The organism is Hymenobacter sp. M1-2, from assembly GCF_057808495.1.
Map to the genome: position 1 here is coordinate 226,774 of NZ_JBTYZO010000005.1, position 19,073 is coordinate 245,846.

Here is a 19,073-nt window from a genome sequence, read left to right on the forward strand (position 1 = left end):
TTTGCGCAGGACCTTATAATGAAGGAACAGTTAATACAACAATATCCTCATTCTATCTCGATAAGTCCATGCTTTGTCAAGACGAAGGTTTGCCGAACCAGCGCCGGTAAATGGGGCGGCGCCAGGCGAATTGCGCCCACATGGCCGGGTAAAGCAGCGCGTCGAGCCACGGGAATGGGCTGCGGTATTCCAGGTCTTCCACGATGTAGGTGCCGCCATTGGGGGCGGGCTGCATGAGGTGCCGGTGCCGCCAGTAGCGCAGCGGCGGGGGCAGCTGCCGGCCTTCATCCACGAAATAATAGACGCCGCCTTGCGTGGTGCCGTGGTCGGTGATGAGCGAGGTCCACCGGAAGCGCGCCGGCCCGGCCCCTAGCTCGATATGCACCTCGTCGCCGGTCTTGGAACCATCGAAGCGTAGCAGGCGAAACGGCGGGAACGGTGGGGCTAAGGCCAAGAAAAGCTCCTTGGTGAAGCCAGCCCAAACATCGACGGGAGAAGCCGCCACATGCGTGCGGAGGTAGAGGTGCATGGCAGCTAAACAGGCAACGTGTAGCTGTTGGTTTTTCGTTGTTGGTTTTTGGTCATAAACTCGAAGCACTATTGGGTTTGGGGCGAACCATTGAACAAGCGCCAACAAAGAACAACGAACAACCAAAAACCAACATGGAACACGCCTGGGAAACCGACCAGCTGCCCGGTCGCTGGCTGCACCACGAAGGCCGCCGCTACCTCTATTGCAGCGGCACCGGCTACCTAGGCATCGCGCACAACCCTGATTTCGCGGCGCTACTGCTGGAGGGACTGGCCCGCTACGGTACCAACTACGGCAGCTCCCGCAACTCCAATCTGCGCCTGCGCATCTACGCCGAAGCCGAGGACTACCTGGCGCGCTACACGGGTGCGGCCGCGGCCCTCACGGTATCATCGGGCTATTTGGCCGGGCAAATGGCCGTGAAGGCGCTGGCAGGCGCCGGCCACTTCGAGTACGCGCCCGGTACCCATCCCGCCGCTTGGCTCGCCGAGGCTCCGGCCCACACGCCACCAGCGCTGAGCTTCAATACCTGGGCCGCGCAGCTATTGGAACGGTTGCACGAGGAGCCGCCCGCGCCGCTGGTCATCGTCAGCAACTCCCTGGACCCGCTACGAGTGCAGCACCACGATTTCAGCTGGACTCAGCAACTGCCCTCCAACCGGCCCCTCACGCTGCTCATCGACGACTCACACGGCTTCGGTGTGACGAGGCCGGATGGGGCCGGTATCTTTCCGCTAGTACAAGTGCCGGATGGTGTGCGGTTGGTGGTGGTTACGTCCCTGGGCAAAGCCTGCGGTATTCCGGGCGGTGCGGTACTGTCGTCGGATGCGGAATTCATAGCCAGGCTGCAACACAGCGCCTTTTTCGCGGCCAGCTCGCCGGTGGTGCCCGCCTATTTGCAGGCCTATGTGCAAGCTGCCCCGGTCTACGCCGAAGCTCGCCAGCGCCTTGCCGCCAACGTCACTCTTTTTGCCCAAGCTACTGCTGACATGGGCCTGTTACAGTCCTTCGATGGGTTTCCGGTGTTCTACACGGCCGCCAATGAGCTGACCAGCTTCCTATTGGAGCGCGGCATCTGGATTTCGTCGTTTCCCTACCCCGCGCCCACCGATGCTCCCATCACGCGCATCGTACTATCAGCGCTGCACACCACCAAAGACATGGCGCAAGTGGCGGCGCTGGTGCAAGAGTTTGCAGAAACGCTCGACGGTAAGGCCTAAAAAGAGCGCCGCAAGCACAGTGCGTTTCCTGCTTGCGGCGCCTAGAACAGTCCAAAATGTCTACCCTAGCAGCTCCTCAATATCCTCTTTCGTCAGGCTTTTGATGATGGCCTCGTCGGTGGTGATGAGGTCCGTGACGAGCTGGATTTTCTTGTTTTGCAGAGCCAAAATCTTCTCCTCTACCGTGTTCTGGGTGATGAACTTGTAGGTGAAGACGGTTCGCTCCTGGCCGATGCGGTGGGCGCGGTCTACGGCCTGCGCCTCCACGGCGGGGTTCCACCACGGGTCGAGGATGAACACGTAGTCGGCGGCGGTGAGGTTAAGACCAACGCCGCCGGCTTTCAGCGAAATCAAGAACACGCGCAGTTTCTCGTCTTCCTGGAAGCGGCTCACTACTTTGTGCCGGTCCCGAGTGTTACCGTCGAGGTAGGCGTAGTCAATTTCCCGCTCATCGAGCGAAGCCCGCACAATGTCGAGATGCTTGACGAACTGGCTAAAGACAAGCACCTTATGGCCTTCCGATACTACGCTCTTAATCATACGAATCACCTCGCGCAGCTTGCCCGAATCGTGCAAGTACTCCTCGTCGGCCATGCGCGGGTGGTTGGCAATCTGGCGCAGCTTGGTGAGGCCCTGCAAGAGCATAAACTGCGTACTGGCCGTGCCGTGCTCCTCAATGTTTTGCAGGATCTTGTTGCGGTAATAGCTCTTGGTTTCCTCGTAGCAATGCTGCTGCTCCTCCGTCATGGGGCAGTAGCTAAGGTTTTCAATCTTGTCGGGCAACTCGCGGGCCACCTGGGCTTTGTGCCGGCGCAAAATGAAGGGCTTGATGAGGGCGTGCAGCTTGCGTGTGCGCCCTTCGTCCTTGCCTTTTTCAATGGGCTTGAGAAACTCCTTGCGGAAAAACGTCTGCGTGCCCAGCAAGCCCGGATTGATGAACGACATCTGCGACCATAAATCCATGGTACTGTTTTCCACGGGCGTGCCGGTCAGGATGAGACGATGGCGCGAGTGCAGGCCCCGCACGGCCTGCGAAGTGGTGGAGCCGGGGTTCTTGATGGCCTGCGACTCATCCAAAATCACGTAGTCGAACTTGTAGGTTTTGAGCAGCTCCGCGTCCAGTCGCACGATGCCGTAGGAAGTCAGCACTAGGTCGTAGTTCTGGAACTGCTCCACGTTTTTGTCGCGGTAGGTGCCGGTGTAGGTCAGGATGCGAAGGTCGGGCGTGAACTTCTGCGCCTCACTCAACCAGTTGTAGACCAGTGAGGTAGGCATGGCTAGCAACGAGGCGGCGCCGCCAGCTTCGCCGCTTTCCTTGCGTTGGAGCAGCAGCGCCAGCGTCTGAATCGTTTTGCCAAGGCCCATATCGTCGGCCAGGCAGCCGCCGAAATGGTAGTCCTTCACGAAGTGCAGCCAATTATAGCCCGCTTTCTGGTAGGGCCGCAGCTCCCCGCGGAAACCCACTGGCATGGGCTGGTCTTCCACCATTTCAAACCCGCGCAGCTTCTCCAGTTTCCGCGACATAGTAACGGTGGCCAGGTTGCCGTTTTGCAGGTCCGATACCAGCGCCAAATGGTGTTTGCGCAACGTGAGCGTGTGCGAGTGCTCCTCGGCGAAGGCAAACAGCTCCAGATACTGCGTAAACCATTCTTCCGGAATAATGGCAATCTGTCCGTTAGGCAATCGGAACTCGTGGCGGCGCTGCAAAATGTAAGGCCGCAGCTTAATAAACGGAATTTCAAACTCCCCAAACCGCACCGTGCCGCGCACGTCGAACCAGTCGTTGGCCTCCGTAATGCCTACTTCCACGCTTACCGCCCCAATGAAATAGTCCTTGCCCGAGGTGCTGCCCTGTTCCACTGTAAAGCCCAGCCGAGTCAGCTCGTCGGCGTTGAGGTGCAGCCAGCGGAAGGCGGTGGCTTTTTCCAGTACGGCCCGTCCGTTGCGTACTTCCAGCGCCCGGTCGGCCAGTTCCCGAATGATTTCCTGCTCCCGGTCGAGGTTGCGCACCAGGCGGTGGAAGATGTAGTTGTCTTCTTTCTTCTCCAGCTTCACGCACACCCGCTTGTCGTAGCTGTTGTGCACCACATGGTCGCCGTAGCGGAAGGAGAGGTCGAAGTGAATGTGGTCGGACACGGCGGGGGGCGTAGCTACGGCCGTACCGCCACTGTCGGCGCCGGCGCGGCGGGCGGCGGCACTGGGCCGCTCCGCTTCCACCACGGTGGCCGTCGGAACATCGGAAAAGGTGAGCTGGGGCCGGGCCGCATAGCGCTCCGAGCGGATATCGAAACCGCGCGCGTGCACATCAAACGACTCCACGAGGGGCGCGACAAAACGCTGGAAGTAGCTTTCTTCTACCTGCCGCGGAATCACGATAAACTTCTTGTTGAGGAATGGCTTGAGTTTCTTGCCATCTACATCATTGCGGAAATGGTAGACCACATCGTTGAGCAGCAGCCAAGCCGGCTGCTCGCACACAATCACGGCATCCTTGTACTGGAAGTCGAGTCGTTGGCCCTGGTACTGGATGGTGGGAAAGTAGTGCGTGTTGTCTTCGTTGCGGCGAAAGTGAAATAACACGGAAGCCGACTCCTTTGCCAGGCTTATTTCGCGCCACGTAGGCTCACCGTCCTTCCCCGTGATGAATACATGCCGGCCGTGCAGCCGATCCATAATTTGGCCCATGCGCTCCTGCACGTAGCGGGAAATAACCTCTTGCAGGCCTTTGTCGCCTTTTTCGGGGTCGTATACTTTCAAGAAGAACTCGGCGGGCGTGGTCTTCTTAGGCCAAAATTCTTTTATGACGGCGTCTTGCTGAATCTGGTCCGTCAGGGCTATTAGCTCGAAGTCGGTTTCGTCGAGGCCATCGGCAAACTCCGGAGCATTTTTGGCCGATACCGTCTGATGTTGCAGCGTGAGCTGGCCTTTAGGGTTGCGCTGAACTACATAGGACTCAAACAAATAGCCTAAGTATTCGTGCTCCAGCAACGAGTAAACAATCTGAAATGGCTGAGACGTAGAAACCTTCATGAGAATAAACAACCGCTAAAATGAAGCGTTGAAAGTAAGGACAAATGCCAAATAGTGAATCATTTACAAGAAAATAAAAACCATCCTTAGAATAATTCAACTGAGGGGGAAAGACACGAGTTTTTCCGCCGGAATAACTTTCCGGGGCAGATGAATTACTCAGTTCCGGGTCAGAATGTTACAGGTTCTCGCGCACGTCTAGCTGCGCCGCATTCAGGGCCGGACGGATGGAGACGGTGATGGTGATAATGATAATTGCTAGCCCAGTAAGTAGGATGTCGGAGAGCTGCATTTTCACTGGGTACCAGTTCACAATGCTAGTGGCCATGCCCATGCCGACAACGTGAAACGTTTGCTGAATCCAGCAGATAGCAATGCCCAGAAACAGTCCCGTAATGGCGCCTACTAGGGCTACAATAGCACCTTCGAGCAGAAAAATGCGCCTAATATCGTGCGGCGTGGCGCCCATGGCCAGGAGAATGGCTACGTCCTTGCGCTTGTCGATAACGAGCATCGAGAGCGAAAAGAAGATGTTGAGCGAGGCAATGAGCAGGATGAAGGCGAAGGTGATGAAGACGAACATCTTCTCCACTTTGATGGCCTTGAGCAAGCTCACGTGTTGCTCATCGGAGTCAAGAACTTTAAAGCTCGAACCCAGATACTGTTTCACCTGAACCTTCACTTTCTGAATGTCGTGCTCATCACCCACGTTCACCTCCAAGGCCGTGCGGCGGCTGCCGTATTGCAGCAGGTTCTGGGCAAACTCTATGGGCACGAAAATGTAGCTGTCGTCGATGTGCTGCTCAATCATAAACACGCCGCCCGCCACGATGGTCTGCTCCGTAAACGCCGTTTCAGGGTTGAGCGACAACGTTTTACGGCCCGTATTGCGGGGATACAGCAGGCGGAGCGGGGCAAAACGATTGTTGAGGGCAATGCTCAACTCGTGCTGCACGCCGGCCCCAATTAGGGCGTAGGGCTGGCCGCCCCGGCGCAAGCGGTGGTCGCCTTCCCTGATAGCCGAGTCGATGTTGCTCTGGGTGTAGTAGTTTTCCGAAACGCCTTTCATCTTCACCACCATCTGGCGGTCGTGGTACTGCAGTAGCGCGTTGTCTTCGATGACTTCTGTAAGCAGTCCCACGCCCCGGATCTTGCGCAGGCCGCCGAGCATCTTTTCATTCACCTCGAAAGACTTGCCCTGCACCGCCGTTATCAGCAGATCGGGGTCCGACTTGCCGTAAAGTGTGCGCACCAAGTCTTCCAGCCCGTTGAATACCGACAGCACAATAATCAGCGCCATCGTTCCCACCGCCACGCCGATCATGGAGATGTTGGAGATGATGCTGATGATGTTGCGCTTCTTCTTCGAGAGAAAATAACGCCGGGCAATGAGCAACGGAACGTTCATGCGGGGCGCGGGAGGTGGAACGGCGGAGAGCTAGGGTGAGGGGTGATAAGCTATTTAGCTGGCGCGACGCATAAAGTCTTCGAGGCGGCGCAGGCGTTCCTCATGGTCAGTGAGGACTACGTTTTTCAACTCGCGCAAATCGGCGCGGATTTCACGCAGTTCTGATAAGAGAATGGCATCCGTTTCTTCCTGCCGGGCATTGAAGCGCTGCTGCTGCTCGTTAACTTCTTCTTGCCGGGCGTTGAAGGAAAGCTGAGCCTGGTTGAACCGATACTGGTCGTCGTAGAGAAGCTGCATTTGGTCCAGCATCTTATTCTGCACGGTCACTACTGTCTCCAGAATGGAATTAGTACGTTCCATTTGTTGCTCCTGGCGGTCGAGGCGCAGCAGGATTTTCTCAGTCAATTGATCCTGCTGGTCGAGGCGCACTACGAGTTGCTGGAGTACGTGAAGAAGTTCAGGTTGGGCGGCCATAGGAAATGCGAGAAGACGCGAGTAGGAGCCCCAAGATACGCCGCCCACCCGAAAAGGTAACAGCTTCTGCGCGGCTACTTCCAGGCTTTTACGATAAGCCCAGTGCCGGAATCGTGCATGGTACGAGCGTCGAGCCAGTTCAGCAGCAGACACAGCGGAAACGTGAGCAGATAGTAGAACGGCAGCAGCACGAAAAGCCAGCGCGAATAGCCGAGCATCAAAATCGGGTATTTCATGCTGAGGCGCCACGAAATCTGCCCTGGTTCGCCGTAGCTGTAGCGGGCTTCAATCCGCTCGAAGCCGGCGGTGCGCAGCTTTTGTTGAATCTCGTGAATGTTGTAGCCGTCGCGCACGTGCTCTTCGATGAAGCTCGTTTCGTTGTCGCCGTGCACGTCGGAGCCGCCTTGGTCGGAAGGAGTGGAAATGAGCAGCATCCCGCCGTCTTTGAGCGAGGCGTGGATGTTGCGAAACACTTCCACGTCTTCCAGAATATGCTCCATCACGTCAACCGACAATGCCAGATCGAAGGTGTTGGGCTCCTGATACAGCACCAGATCCTGCACCGCAAACTGGGCGTTGGTGCGCCCAATCTGGCGGAAGAACTGGTTGGAGTCGGCTACCTGCTCATCCTTCACATCCACGGCCAGAATCTGCCATTTCTTGCTCATGCCGGTCAGCCAGTAGGTGTACTGGCCGTAGCCGGAACCGGCATCGAGAATGTTGAGCGCCTCGTTGGTACGGCCTTTGGCCCACTGCCGCAACTCCCGGTGCACGTGCCAGGTACGCAGCAGCAGCAAGTCGAGCAGGTGGTAGAAGAGGCGCCGCAGCAGTGGTGTGCGGTTGAAGACCTCGCCCAAAGAGCGTTTTATGGGGTCGTAGTGCAAGTTTTTGGTGCTTAATGCTTGGTGCTTAGTGCTTAGTGCCTGGTGCGTAGTGCCTGGTGCGTAGGATTCATGAATAACCTAAGTTCCAGCTACTAAGCACTAAGCACCAACCACTACGCACTAAAATCTATTCGTCATCGTCGGCGAAGAGCTTGGGACGTTTGGGGGCTGCTTCGTCGGGCTGTTCGTCGGTTTTGGGGTCTTCGGTGGGAATATTGAGTTGGCCCAGCACTTGGTCCATCTTGGCAGCGTAAGCAGCCGAGTCGTCGAGGAAAAACACCAAGTCGGGCACGATGCGCAGCTGCTGCCGAATACGCTTGGCCAGCGCCTGCCGGATCACCTTCTGGTTGTCACGCACCAAAGCCAGCGTCTCTTCGCCGCTGCCTTCGCGGGCCAGCAACTGGCTCAGGTACACGCGGGCTACTCCTAAGTCGGGCGATACGCGCACCGTGCTGATGCCCGGCGCCAGGCCTGGGAACAAGTGGGGCAATTCGCGCTGAAATACGGCGGCCAGCTCTTGTTGCAGCAAGCTGGCTACTTTCTGTTGTCGTTTACTTTCCATAAGAACGCGCAAAGATAGGGAGGCGAGAAGGTGATTGGGTGAGGAGGTGATTAAGTGAGGAGGTGATGAGGGAACAGGTAACACGTTTGGCATCCTAGGGCAGCGGAAGATTCTCTTCAGTGAGAGGGATAATCGTAGCTACGATTTATTCACTGACAAGAAGGTCCTGCGCTGCATTCAAGATGAGAGTATCTTTACCCGCTTCATCCCCCAAGCACCTATTTTCTTCTTCACTCTCCCCCATCAGCCCATCCACTCGTCCACCTATCAGCACATTAGCACATCGAAAAATCAGCACATCAAATAACTACCACTCTTGCTTCAATTTTTCAAAAGCCCTTTGCCTACGCGCCTGGTCGCGTTGCTGGTGCTGGTGCTGACCATTCGGCTGCCACTGCTTTGGTGGGGCGTTCCGCTGACGGCCGTCGAGCTACGGGCCTTGCTGGTGGGCGAGCGGCTGCACGGCGGCTCTTTGCTGTACCGCGACGTGTATGATGCCACCGCCCCGCTAGCCGCCACCCTTTTCGGTGGTCTCGATTTGGTGGCGTCGCGGCCGCTTTGGCTGTACCGTCTGTTGTCGTTGGGCTTGCTGGTGTTGCAAGCCTTGCGTCTGAACTTCGTGCTCAACCGCGCCGACGTGCACCCAGAGCGGGGCTACGTAGTGGCACTAGTGTATCTGCTATTAGCTAGCGTCAGTACCGACCTCGACACGCTTTCGCCGCTGCTGCTAGGGCACACCTTCATCATCCTGGGGATCAGTGCCTTGCTGCCTACTTCCCGCGAAGGCTACGACAACCGACGACTGTTTCGGGCGGGGTTTCTGGTGGGCGTGGCGGCGTTGTGCTACCTACCGCTGGCGCTGTTTCTGCTGGTTGGGCTGTTTGCCGTTATTATCTTCGCTGCCAATTCGTTTCGCAGCTTCCTGCTGCTGCTCTGCGGGTTTGGGTTTCCGTACGCGGTGGCCACCACGTTTTTCCTCTACAACGACGCCCTGCCCAACTTCCGGCAGTTTCACCTCATTCCTACCTTCAGCGGCCTCGTGCTGGGGGCCGATGGGTTGCCGCTAGGCTTGCAGTGGCGCCTGCTGCTGCTGCCGGGTCTGGTGCTTTTGCTGGCCTTGGCCCGTAGCTTCACAACATCGCTGGGCCTTGTATTCCAGATCAAGTTTCAGCAACTGATGCTGGTGTGGCTGCTGGTGGCGGGCCTGATGGTGGCCGTGGGACGTGGCACCGCGCCTGGTACGCTGGTGCTGGTGCTGCCGCCCATCACCTACTTCAGCCTATTTCTGTGGCAGAAAGCCGCGCGCGGATGGGTGGTGGAAGTGCTTTTTCTGACGGTATTAAGCGGCGTGGTAGTGCTGCGTTACCGCGAGCTGCTCCGTCTGGATGGAGTGATGCGCCTGCCGGCCGAAAGCCGCTACGCCATGCAACTGAATCCCGCCTATGCTCGCCTGAGCGGCCAACGCCTGCTGGTGCTCGGCCCTGATATGCGCCCCTACATCAACAACCGCCCCGCCTCGCCCTACCTTGACTGGCGCCTGGCCCACGCCGATTTTGGCTATCTGAACCAGTACGCCGCCGTTTATCGCCTGGCCCGCAACCTCTCGCCCGCCCCACCCGACGTACTCATCGACCAAACCAACCGCCTAGCGGAGCTGCAATACAAAGTTCCCGCCGTCTTCGGCCGCTACCAGCCCACCGACCTCAAGCGGGTGTATCGGTTGAGGTAAATGGTTAAATGGCTGAATGGTTAAATGGTTGGTCGTTCTCGCGGCTCGTTGAACGACCAACCATTTAACCATTCAGCCATTTAACCATTTATCTCAACAATCAATCTTATTGACTCGGTTTTGGTGACGGCCGCCTTCGAAGGCAGTATTCAGAAACTGGCTTACGATGCCGCGGGCCACTTCCTCGCTCACGAAGCGGGCCGGTACGCACACGATATTGGCATCATTGTGCTGGCGGGCCAGAGTGGCTAATTCGGGCTCCCAGGCAATGGCTGCCCGAATGCCGCGGTGCTTGTTGGCCGTGATGCACACGCCGTTGGCGGACCCGCAAATCAAAATGCCGCGCTCCAACTCGCCGCTTGTAATAGCGGAAGCCAGCGGGTGCACGAAATCGGGGTAATCCACGGACTCAGCGGAGTGGGTGCCGAAGTCGCGGACTTTGTAGCCGTTGTCGCGCAGCCAGTTGAGCAGCATTTGCTTGTAGGCAAAACCGGCGTGGTCGGAGCCGAGAGCAATGGGCGTGGTGGAATGGGTGGTCATACGCGGTAGCTTGTTTCGTTGGCGGCTTAAGAGAACCGGCGAGGTGAATCTAACGACTCGCGGCCCAATCAATGGAAAGCTGAGTTAAGCGAAAGCCTAGGAAACGCCGTTGTTTTTGGCCAACTGCTCGTTGAGTTGTTTGGTGCGGTTGCGGGTTACGATGTGCGCAATGTGGATGCTCAGCTCGTAAAGCAACAGAATCGGAATCGTGACGATAAGCTGGGCCGACACATCCGGGGGCGTGATGATGGCCGCCACAATCAGGATAACCACAATGGCATGCTTGCGGTAGAGCCGCATGATTTCGGGCGTCACGATGCCGGCTTTGGCCAGGAAGAACACAATCATCGGCAACTCAAACACAAAAGCCGACGAGACGGACATGGTGGTGAGCGTACTGATGTAGCTCTGCATGTCGATCTGGTTTTCGATGGTAGGGTCTATCTGATAGGAAGCCAGAAAGTTAATGCTCAGCGGGGCCGCAATGTAGTAGCCGAACAGCAGCCCAATAAGAAATAGCACCGACACGAAAAACACCGCCCCGCGCGAATTAGCACGCTCGTGCGGATACAAACCCGGCTTGATGAAGCGCCAGATTTCCCAGAACGTGTACGGAAAGGCCAGCACCAACCCTACAATGAAGGCAGTGCTGATGTGCATGGTTAGCTGCCCGCTCATCTCGCGGTTCTGAATGATAAAGCCGATGTTGTCGATGCACAACTCCGGCGCCCCTATCCACTTGCCGAACCGGCAGAAGACGTCGTAGGTCCAAAATTCTTTGCGCGAAGGCCCCAGAATAAGGTCGTGGAAGAGGAAGTCTTTGGCGAAAAAAGCGGCCGTGGAGAAAATGACAATCGAGATGGCCGCGCGGATGATGTGCCACCGCAAGGCCTCCAGATGGTCGATAAACGACATTTCGACCTGGGGTTCGCCTATGGCTGGTTGTTCGGTATTCAAAGCAATGAGCGAATGGGTGAATGAGCAAATGAGCGAATTGCAAGCGATGGAAATCGAGACACGAACGAAATTTACGGCTGGCAGGATGTTGCCCTCGTTTTCATTCGCTCATCCGCTCATTCGCCCATTGTTCAGAAAAAGAGCGGAAACTGCTGCATCCACTCGTTCACCTGGCCGCGCACATGCAGCAGGTGGGCGTCGTCGTCGTGGTGCATCAGCACGTCGTCAATGAGGTCAACGATGCGGGCCATATCCGTTTCGCGCAGGCCGCGCGTCGTGACGGCCGCCGAGCCGATGCGCATGCCGCTGGTTACGAAGGGCGACTTATCATCGAAGGGCACCATGTTTTTGTTGATGGTGATGTCGGCCTTCACGAGGGTGTTTTCGGCAAGCTTGCCGGTGAGGCCCTTGGAACGCAGGTCGATGAGCATGAGGTGGTTGTCGGTGCCGCCGGAAATAATCTGGTAGCCCCGCTCCACGAAGCCGTTGGCCAGCGCCTGGGCGTTCCGAATCACCTGGTGGGTGTAGTCGGTGTACGCGTCGCTCAGTGCCTCGCCGAACGCCACGGCTTTAGCGCCAATCACGTGCTCCAACGGGCCGCCCTGGGTGCCGGGGAACACGGCGCCGTCGAGCAAGCTGCTCATCATTCGAATCTCACCTTTCGGCGTCTTGATGCCGAAGGGATTTTCAAAGTCTTTGCCGAGCATGATAAGGCCGCCGCGCGGGCCGCGCAGGGTCTTGTGCGTCGTCGTCGTGACGATGTGGCAATAGTCGAACGGGTTGTTGAGCAGGCCTTTGGCGATGAGGCCACTGGGGTGCGAAATATCGGCCAGTAGCAGGGCGCCTACCTCGTCGGCGGCTTCGCGCAGGGCTTGGTAGTCCCAGTCGCGGGAGTAGGCTGAGGCGCCGCAGATGATGAGTTTGGGCTGTTCGCGGCGGGCGGTTTCCTTCACTTTCTCCCAGTCGATGAGGCCCGTTTCGCGCTCCACGCCATAGAAGGAAGGCTTGTAGAGCTTGCCAGAGAAGTTGACGGGCGAGCCGTGGGTAAGGTGGCCGCCGTGCGAAAGATCGAAGCCAAGAATTTTGTCGCCGGGGTTGAGGATGGCCAGCATGACGGCGGCGTTGGCTTGCGCGCCGGAGTGCGGCTGCACGTTCACCCATTCCACGCCAAACAACGCCTTAGCTCGGTCGATGGCCAATTGCTCGATCTGGTCCACTATTTCGCAGCCACCATAGTAGCGTTTGCCGGGCAGACCCTCCGCGTACTTGTTGGTGAGGATGGAGCCCTGCGCCCGCATCACCTGCTCCGAAACGTAATTTTCGGAGGCAATGAGTTCAATGCCGTGAGTTTGCCGCTCCTTTTCGCGCTGAATCAGGTCGAAAATGGCGGTGTCTTGGACGAGAGTTGGGGCTTGCGTTTCCATAGCTTCAAAGGTACGCCACCGGCCGGAACTGTCAAGCGGCTAGGTATGAGCCCGCACAGGCATAGGCAGATGCAACTATGCGACTACCATAGGACCTCTCAACAATAGCGTGGCCGCACAACTCCGGCCTGTTTCATGGGCTTGCGCAGGTTTTCCAGGGCCCAAGAGAGCTACGGAGCGAAAAGGAACAGTGGCCTTACAGAAACCGAGAACTAACGGGATTTAAGGTATGGAAAGGGTGAATCAATATGGAGCACTGTTTCGGGGTAGGGCAGAGACTCAAATTTTTTTCGGGGACGTGTGGAATCGTCATCGGCTAGGCATCAAAGGGATATCACCTTCACCAAAGCCTGCCTGACCCATGAGAAATCAACTTCTTCCGCTGCTGGCATTGGCTGGCGGCCTCGTCTTCAGCCTCGCTACCGGAGCGCAACGCCAAACGATAAAGCGTATCGAGCCAATGGCCGCCGCTGATACGCTCAGGGTGCACGGCCGCGTCACGGACCGCGCCACCGGCCAGGGCCTGCCCGGCGTAACGGTGCTAGTGAAAGGCACCACCGTCGGCACTTCCACAAACAGCCGAGGGCACTATTCGCTGGTGATGCCGAAGGACCATAGGACATTGATGGTCAGTTTTATCGGCTACACTTCGGCGGAGATAAAGGTGGGCACGCGCCGGCTGGTAAACGTAGCATTACGCCCGGAAGCCAAGCAACTAAAGGAAGTAGTAGTAATAGACGTAGTGCCAGCAGACGCAATGCCAGTGCCAATGCCTGATGCACAAGGCAGCGCGACTCCGGTGCAAGAGGAGGCAGGGCAAGCCAGCGGCCTGAATGGAAGAGCAATGAAAGCTGCTGTGGCTGGAGCTGCTGTTCAGCGGCAGAGAAGCCTACCGAGCCCAACATACTACCCAGCGCCGCGCCCCGTGCCGGGCGAAGGCGAATCGTATGCGGCCATCAAGGAAAACGGCTTTCACAACGCGCAGAAGGAGCCGCTGAGCACGTTCAGCATCGATGTGGACGCGGCCAGCTACTCCAATGTGCGGCGCTTTCTGCAACAGGGCCAACTGCCCCCGCGTGACGCCGTGCGCGTGGAAGAGATGATCAACTATTTCCAGTACGATTTCCCGCAGCCCACCAGCTTAGACCCGTTTTCCGTGACGACCGAGCTAGCCGCTTGTCCCTGGAACCCCGAGCACCAACTGGTGCAGGTGGCGCTACAAGGCAAAACCGTGAACACCGATAAGCTGCCGCCCGCCAACCTGGTGTTTCTGGTAGACGTGTCGGGGTCGATGATGGGGGCCGACCGGTTACCGTTGGTACAGGCTGGGTTACGGCTGCTGGTGAAAGAACTGCGGCCCCAAGATAAAGTGGCACTGGTGGTGTACGCCGGCGCGGCTGGCCTGGTGCTGCCACCCACGCCCGGCACCAAGCGCGCCGAAATTCTGCGCGCCATCGATAACCTCCAGGCTGGTGGCTCCACTGCCGGTGGCGCGGGCCTGCGCCTGGCCTACCAAGTGGCCCGCGACAATTTTCAAAAAGAAGGTAACAACCGCGTAATCCTAGCCACTGATGGCGACTTCAATGTGGGTGAACAATCGGACGACGCGATGGAGCGGCTGGTGGTGCAGGAGCGAGAATCAGGCGTGTTCCTGACCGTGCTGGGCGTGGGCCAGGGCAACTACCAAGACAAAAAGATGGAGCTGCTCGCCGACAAAGGCAATGGCAACTATGCCTACCTCGACAACCTTGATGAAGCACGCCGGGTGCTGGTGCGGCAGTTCGGCGGCACACTCTTCACGCTGGCCAAAGACGTGAAGCTGCAAGTGGAGTTCAACCCCAACCGGGTGCGGGAATACCGCCTCATCGGCTACGAAAACCGCACGCTGGCCGACGAGGACTTCAACAACGACCGTAAAGACGCCGGCGAAATGGGCGCCGGCCACACCGTCACGGCTCTCTACGAAGTGGTGCCCGTGGGTGCCCCCGCCGCGGTGGATAAGCTAAAGTACCAAGCCAACGCCCCGGAAAAAGCTGCGCCAATTTCATCGGATTTGCTGACCGTGAAAATGCGCTACAAGCAGCCGCAGGGCAGCAAAAGCCAACTGCTGGAACGGGTATTGCGCGGTCCGGCCGCGCCGCTGGAACGCGCATCGGAGAACTTGCGTTTTGCTGCTGCCGTCGCCCAATTCGGGATGTTGTTGCGAGAATCGGATTATCGGGGCGAGGCCACGTTTGCGGCTACGGCCAAGCTAGCGGAAGGAGCGCGGGGTAAAGATGCGGAAGGTTACCGAGCAGAATTAGTACGGTTGGTGCGGGCTGCGGAAGGGTTGCGGCCCGTGGTGGAAAGCTACGGGGCACGCTAAGAAAACTGGGTCAGGTCGGGAAATTCACTCACCAGCTCCGGCGAGAGGCACAAGCTGTTTGCAGGCGGCTTGTGCCGCCTACTCGCCGGACCCGGCCTGGCCTTCTGGAGTGACACAAGCTTCCGCTTGTGCCGGGTGTCGAGTTGAACGGCATTCTCTGGACTTCTTTCTTCAGAGGAGAGCCAGCTGGTAGACACTATTGTATTGAAGTGAAGTATAGGAGCGTCTTTCGGAGGTTGTGGAAGAGGGAGCCGGAAGACGCAAAAAGCCCCGCTGGTTAGCAGCGGGGCTTTTTTGTAAGGCCAGACTAGAGTGAGATTCAGCCTAAGTAGTCGAAGTGGCCACCTGAAACAGACGCAACGACTCTTGTTTAATAGCTTCTGCAAGACATTCGTCAGTCTCACTTCTCAACACTTAGAACGAGTAGTTCACCGACGCTTTCACCACTTGATTCCGCGCGTCGAAGCGGTTGTTTTTGTCGAGCGAGGAGAGGCCGTAGTCGTAGCCGGCGCTCAGGCCAAAGCCGTTCGTGAACTGGTAGCCCAGGCCGCCCGTCACGCTGAAATCGACTTGGCGAAATTGGTTTTTCACGTCGAAGTCCTGCTGATAGGCTTCCACGCCGAGGGCCCCGGCTTCTACGCGTACTTTGTTGCTAACCAGAAAGGAGGCTTGTGGGCCAGCAAACAGGTAGAAACCTGGCGTGATGTAGGCTTTGGCCAGCACTGGCACGTCGATGTACGTCATGCGCGAAGTAGCCGTGACTTTGGCATTCAGAAAGTTGAGTTTCTCGAAAGGCAGCGTACCCGTAAGCTTGGTGCCTTTTTCGGAGTACAACACGGCCGGCTCGATGGCGAAACCGGGACCTAGCGGCAGCGTGGCGTAAAGGCCCGCGTGGAAGCCCGGCTTCATGGACTTATTGACGGCTCCGTTGGTGTAGCCAGCGAGGTCCATCACGCTTTGCACCGCGTCGCCGGACCAGTCAGACACGTTTACACCGGCCCGGATGCCGATTTGGGCACCTTGGCTGGCAGTCTTCGAAGTGGAATAGGAAGAGCGAACGGGCGTGGGCTTGCCAGAATAGGCCGGCACGCGGTGGGGTTGAATCTGCGCCTGTGCCGAGAAGCTGAAAGCCGAAAACAATAAGGTAGCCGCGGCCAGCCGGCCGAAAAGTCGTTGCGTGTTCATGACGAGAAAAGTTGAGGTGGAAGGCCGGAGCCGCGGTGTGCGGTAAGGAAAGCCGGCTTCGGAAAAGAGTAATTACAAAACCGTGCCAAAACCACAAGTCAAGTTTCGATACGTGCTGCGACTTGTTTGTATGTTGTTCATTTATAGATTGATAAAATTGTCAACGATAGAAAGCCTGCCTTGTTGCTGAGCCTTTGAGGCTGCTGTAATTCGGCGCAGCAACAGCGTCGGCATTGAGGCAAGTAAGAGGTTAGAAAGCAAGTAGCCGATGATAGATGAGACGTTTAAGCTCAACCTTAGCATCCTGCGTCGGCAGTACCGCGTTTGAGAAAGTGAAATTCTTCTCCACCATAACTGCATCAGCATCATGGCAACCCACGAAGCAAACAACCTCGATAACCAGCAGACGAACATAGTCCTGACTGACGCCCAAACCAACGCGAGCCAGCCCAACCTCAATCCGGCTCCCACCCAACCCCACGGGAACCGCAACGACCCTAGCCCAGACCACGCCCGAACGGACGGAGACGAAATATACAACTCAACGAACGGCGGCACCGATGTAGGACGCACGAGTGGCACTGTCAACGATTCGCCTTTCCAATCGGACGGTCCCATTACGGCCAGCGACGCGAATGATGCGGCCGATACTGCCCGGCGCACGAGAGAGGCTGGCCTCGGCAACGTGAATAGCGGCAAACGCTAAGCGGCCACAACGGTAAGAATTAATCTCCTGTAAATGAACCGCAAAACCCCAACCAACTCCGTTAGCGAGGGCTTTGCGGCGTTTGGGGTCTAGAGGCATCGCGACTGCGCAAGATGTCTCTCACCATGAAGTGAAGCAGGTAGCATTGAACCCTGGCTCTGGCTTAGTATACGAGCTGATGGTTGGTTTCCACCTGACTAGATCAACGTGAACGCCTTCCTAATTAATTGTAATTCGGAAAAGAACGAAAAGCTATTATGGTGGCCTTTGGGCAACATCTTAGCGGACACCTGACGATAGTATTTGCGTGGCAGAACACCGGATAAGTCTAGACATCTTCCTAATGCCAATTGGTTCACCTAGAGCTACGGATCTCAGAAGTAACTACGAATCTCTGTGATGCGGTACAGATAGGTACCGCCACTCATTAAACAGATTCCCAAGGCAGCTAGCAGTAGTAAATGGCGTGTACGAGCTAGTCGCGTTAACCCCCAAGAATCAGTAAAAGCATCGTGTAATACTATCCAGTAAAGCAAATGCAAGGTGCTCACTACCTGCCAAGTAAAGTTGCCGTGACCAGCTCGCGAACCCTCTTCATATATTAACATGAATTGAGCAAAGGCAATTAATACTGCCGATAGCGCTAACTGATGACTTGTGCGCCGTAACCAACCAGGTTTGAGCGCATAAGTTAGCACGGGTAAAGCGAATGAACTGGCAAAAAGCAGCCATACCTGCACATTAGTGAAATCAGGTAGGAAGGTGCTCCAGCCAGCTGGGAAGGATAAAGCAAAGGTAGAGCCCTGGCCTCCACCACTGGCTTCAGGGTGCGCTGCAATGTAGCGGGACTGAAGAAAAATGCACAGTACTACTGGTATTAGCGGCCAAGCACGCAACATGAGAGACAACACTCGAAAACGCGTCTTAAAGGCGAGCATTAACCCGTAGGCTGGAACGAAACCAAAAGCGAAACTAGGTTTAAATATAGCGCTGATGACAAGTGCTATGGCCATAATTATATCCCAGCGCGTATCCCGTATTTTACTTTGCAACTGCCGTACCCCAATGCCGAAAGCAACTATTGTGAAGGGTAATGCTGTTAGCCAAGTAGAATTGTGAAAAACATTGGGTACTAGCAAGCCTACGTAGTAGAATGAGGAGTACTCATCGCTTAATGGAACAGGAAAAACTAGGCACGAGATAATAGCAGCAGCCAAAGTGGCCCATAAGCGGTTTGTGGGGGTGACAGGATTCAGGACAGAAAGCCCAATTCGTGCTGATATATAAACGGTGGTACCCCAACTTAAGCCCATGACTAGTACAGCTGTTTTCAAAAGTAGGTTTTCGTCACAACTGAAGCCAGAAAGCAAGTAAATAGTAAGGTAAAAGCCGCAATTAGCAGGAAGAGCTAAGCCGGTGTTACAATATTGAACAAATAAACTTACATGAGCTTGAACGTCAGTACCTACTTCCAAGTTAATGAGGATGCACCGATAATAGACCGTCATTAGAATAGCAACCATTACGCTTACGCCGATTGCAGCGCTTTTAGGCCACAAGGTGGAAAAATGAGTTGCTATCGTATTAGACATTGCAACGAAAAAATTTGTTGAAATCGAAATGAATAAAAACGGCGCAATTTATACATTTCTGTTCTGATAAAAGGGTTTATAAGAGTTGTTATTTAAGGCTGCTATAGCTTTCAGCCTAGTAGTTCGTTCACGCTTGTATGCTTGCAGACTTAACGTCGAGGGAGTTGGGGCAGGAAAAGGTTTTTCTTAGGCGGAACTCGGCTTGAAATATCCAGCGCCCCTTCCCTAACCCTTACTCAGCATGAAACAGACCGTGGCGCCATATAAATGCTTCCTTGATAAACATAAAAGCGGCCACAAGCCCGTCTTGCACCTCTCCGTGTAGCAGCAGGCCCACACACTCTAGGTTGGTTCGGGCCTGCTGGCATTTAATTAATAGAAAGTAGCCGTTGAAAGAAAACGCCCATGATCTAGGTTGTACGGACAATTATCTTTGCGTTCGTGAGTAATCTGGACGAAATCAGT

Annotated in this window: 15 protein-coding genes; 4 read left to right on the forward strand and 11 right to left on the reverse strand. The window is 56.3% G+C overall.

The window, feature by feature from the left end; genetic code table 11:
* Positions 1-76: 76 nt before the first annotated feature.
* A complete protein-coding gene (locus tag ACYSMN_RS07185; protein ID WP_488923173.1) occupies positions 77-529 on the reverse strand; it encodes an SRPBCC family protein in 453 nt (150 codons plus the stop codon).
* A 134-nt stretch (positions 530-663) separates the two neighbouring features.
* Here ACYSMN_RS07185 and ACYSMN_RS07190 point away from each other — a divergent pair, with 134 nt between their 5' ends.
* Positions 664-1,752, forward strand: a complete 1,089-nt coding sequence (locus tag ACYSMN_RS07190) for an aminotransferase class I/II-fold pyridoxal phosphate-dependent enzyme (RefSeq protein WP_488923174.1) — start codon at positions 664-666, stop codon at positions 1,750-1,752.
* A 60-nt stretch (positions 1,753-1,812) separates the two neighbouring features.
* Here ACYSMN_RS07190 and ACYSMN_RS07195 read toward each other — a convergent pair whose 3' ends face one another.
* The 5 genes from ACYSMN_RS07195 to rbfA all read right to left on the reverse strand — a co-directional run bounded on the left by ACYSMN_RS07195 (position 1,813) and on the right by rbfA (position 8,110).
* Positions 1,813-4,782: a DEAD/DEAH box helicase gene (locus ACYSMN_RS07195; protein ID WP_488923175.1), complete on the reverse strand. Its 2,970-nt coding sequence runs from the start codon at positions 4,780-4,782 to the stop codon at positions 1,813-1,815.
* Positions 4,783-4,960: 178 nt separating this feature from the next.
* The gene (locus ACYSMN_RS07200) at positions 4,961-6,190 is read right to left on the reverse strand and encodes an ABC transporter permease (RefSeq protein ID WP_488923176.1); all 1,230 of its coding nucleotides are present in this window, start codon (positions 6,188-6,190) and stop codon (positions 4,961-4,963) included.
* Positions 6,191-6,244: 54 nt separating this feature from the next.
* Positions 6,245-6,664 carry a hypothetical protein gene (locus tag ACYSMN_RS07205; RefSeq protein ID WP_488923177.1) on the reverse strand — a complete coding sequence of 140 codons (420 nt, stop codon included), beginning with the start codon at positions 6,662-6,664 and terminating at the stop codon, positions 6,245-6,247.
* A gap of 74 nt (positions 6,665-6,738) precedes the next feature.
* On the reverse strand, positions 6,739-7,548 hold the full coding sequence (locus tag ACYSMN_RS07210; RefSeq protein ID WP_488923178.1) for a class I SAM-dependent methyltransferase: 810 nt from the start codon (positions 7,546-7,548) through the stop codon (positions 6,739-6,741).
* Positions 7,549-7,675: 127 nt separating this feature from the next.
* Positions 7,676-8,110 (reverse strand): 30S ribosome-binding factor RbfA, encoded by a 435-nt coding sequence (gene rbfA, locus ACYSMN_RS07215; RefSeq protein WP_488923179.1) that lies wholly within the window; start codon positions 8,108-8,110, stop codon positions 7,676-7,678.
* A gap of 340 nt (positions 8,111-8,450) precedes the next feature.
* Here rbfA and ACYSMN_RS07220 point away from each other — a divergent pair, with 340 nt between their 5' ends.
* Positions 8,451-9,839 (forward strand): hypothetical protein, encoded by a 1,389-nt coding sequence (locus ACYSMN_RS07220; protein ID WP_488923180.1) that lies wholly within the window; start codon positions 8,451-8,453, stop codon positions 9,837-9,839.
* Between the two features lie 93 nt (positions 9,840-9,932).
* Here the strand turns inward: ACYSMN_RS07220 and rpiB are convergent, their stop codons facing one another.
* The 3 genes from rpiB to glyA form a co-directional block, all read right to left on the reverse strand.
* Positions 9,933-10,379 carry a ribose 5-phosphate isomerase B gene (gene rpiB, locus ACYSMN_RS07225; protein ID WP_488923181.1) on the reverse strand — a complete coding sequence of 149 codons (447 nt, stop codon included), beginning with the start codon at positions 10,377-10,379 and terminating at the stop codon, positions 9,933-9,935.
* A 96-nt stretch (positions 10,380-10,475) separates the two neighbouring features.
* Positions 10,476-11,336, reverse strand: a complete 861-nt coding sequence (gene tatC, locus ACYSMN_RS07230) for a twin-arginine translocase subunit TatC (RefSeq protein WP_488923182.1) — start codon at positions 11,334-11,336, stop codon at positions 10,476-10,478.
* A 131-nt stretch (positions 11,337-11,467) separates the two neighbouring features.
* Entirely contained in the window at positions 11,468-12,760 is a 1,293-nt protein-coding gene (gene glyA / locus ACYSMN_RS07235; RefSeq protein ID WP_488923183.1) for a serine hydroxymethyltransferase, read from the reverse strand.
* A gap of 361 nt (positions 12,761-13,121) precedes the next feature.
* Between glyA and ACYSMN_RS07240 the strand changes: the two genes are divergently transcribed.
* Positions 13,122-15,125, forward strand: a complete 2,004-nt coding sequence (locus ACYSMN_RS07240) for a YfbK domain-containing protein (protein ID WP_488923184.1) — start codon at positions 13,122-13,124, stop codon at positions 15,123-15,125.
* A gap of 414 nt (positions 15,126-15,539) precedes the next feature.
* On the opposite strand, the gene ACYSMN_RS07245 is transcribed toward ACYSMN_RS07240, so the two are convergent.
* The gene (locus tag ACYSMN_RS07245; protein WP_488923185.1) at positions 15,540-16,310 is read right to left on the reverse strand and encodes a porin family protein; all 771 of its coding nucleotides are present in this window, start codon (positions 16,308-16,310) and stop codon (positions 15,540-15,542) included.
* Positions 16,311-16,677: 367 nt separating this feature from the next.
* On the opposite strand from ACYSMN_RS07245, the gene ACYSMN_RS07250 reads away from it, so the two are divergent.
* Positions 16,678-17,016, forward strand: a complete 339-nt coding sequence (locus ACYSMN_RS07250) for a hypothetical protein (RefSeq protein ID WP_488923186.1) — start codon at positions 16,678-16,680, stop codon at positions 17,014-17,016.
* A gap of 374 nt (positions 17,017-17,390) precedes the next feature.
* Here ACYSMN_RS07250 and ACYSMN_RS07255 read toward each other — a convergent pair whose 3' ends face one another.
* The gene (locus ACYSMN_RS07255; protein WP_488923187.1) at positions 17,391-18,608 is read right to left on the reverse strand and encodes a hypothetical protein; all 1,218 of its coding nucleotides are present in this window, start codon (positions 18,606-18,608) and stop codon (positions 17,391-17,393) included.
* Positions 18,609-19,073 lie beyond the last annotated feature (465 nt).

Coding starts and splice junctions, on each gene's coding strand:
- ACYSMN_RS07185 (WP_488923173.1), bottom strand. CDS start 529: ATGCACCTCTACCTCCGCACGCATGTGGCGGCTTCTCCCGTCGATGTT.
- ACYSMN_RS07190 (WP_488923174.1), top strand. CDS start 664: ATGGAACACGCCTGGGAAACCGACCAGCTGCCCGGTCGCTGGCTGCAC.
- ACYSMN_RS07195 (WP_488923175.1), bottom strand. CDS start 4,782: ATGAAGGTTTCTACGTCTCAGCCATTTCAGATTGTTTACTCGTTGCTG.
- ACYSMN_RS07200 (WP_488923176.1), bottom strand. CDS start 6,190: ATGAACGTTCCGTTGCTCATTGCCCGGCGTTATTTTCTCTCGAAGAAG.
- ACYSMN_RS07205 (WP_488923177.1), bottom strand. CDS start 6,664: ATGGCCGCCCAACCTGAACTTCTTCACGTACTCCAGCAACTCGTAGTG.
- rbfA (WP_488923179.1), bottom strand. CDS start 8,110: ATGGAAAGTAAACGACAACAGAAAGTAGCCAGCTTGCTGCAACAAGAG.
- rpiB (WP_488923181.1), bottom strand. CDS start 10,379: ATGACCACCCATTCCACCACGCCCATTGCTCTCGGCTCCGACCACGCC.
- glyA (WP_488923183.1), bottom strand. CDS start 12,760: ATGGAAACGCAAGCCCCAACTCTCGTCCAAGACACCGCCATTTTCGAC.
- ACYSMN_RS07240 (WP_488923184.1), top strand. CDS start 13,122: ATGAGAAATCAACTTCTTCCGCTGCTGGCATTGGCTGGCGGCCTCGTC.
- ACYSMN_RS07245 (WP_488923185.1), bottom strand. CDS start 16,310: ATGAACACGCAACGACTTTTCGGCCGGCTGGCCGCGGCTACCTTATTG.
- ACYSMN_RS07250 (WP_488923186.1), top strand. CDS start 16,678: ATGGCAACCCACGAAGCAAACAACCTCGATAACCAGCAGACGAACATA.
- ACYSMN_RS07255 (WP_488923187.1), bottom strand. CDS start 18,608: ATGTCTAATACGATAGCAACTCATTTTTCCACCTTGTGGCCTAAAAGC.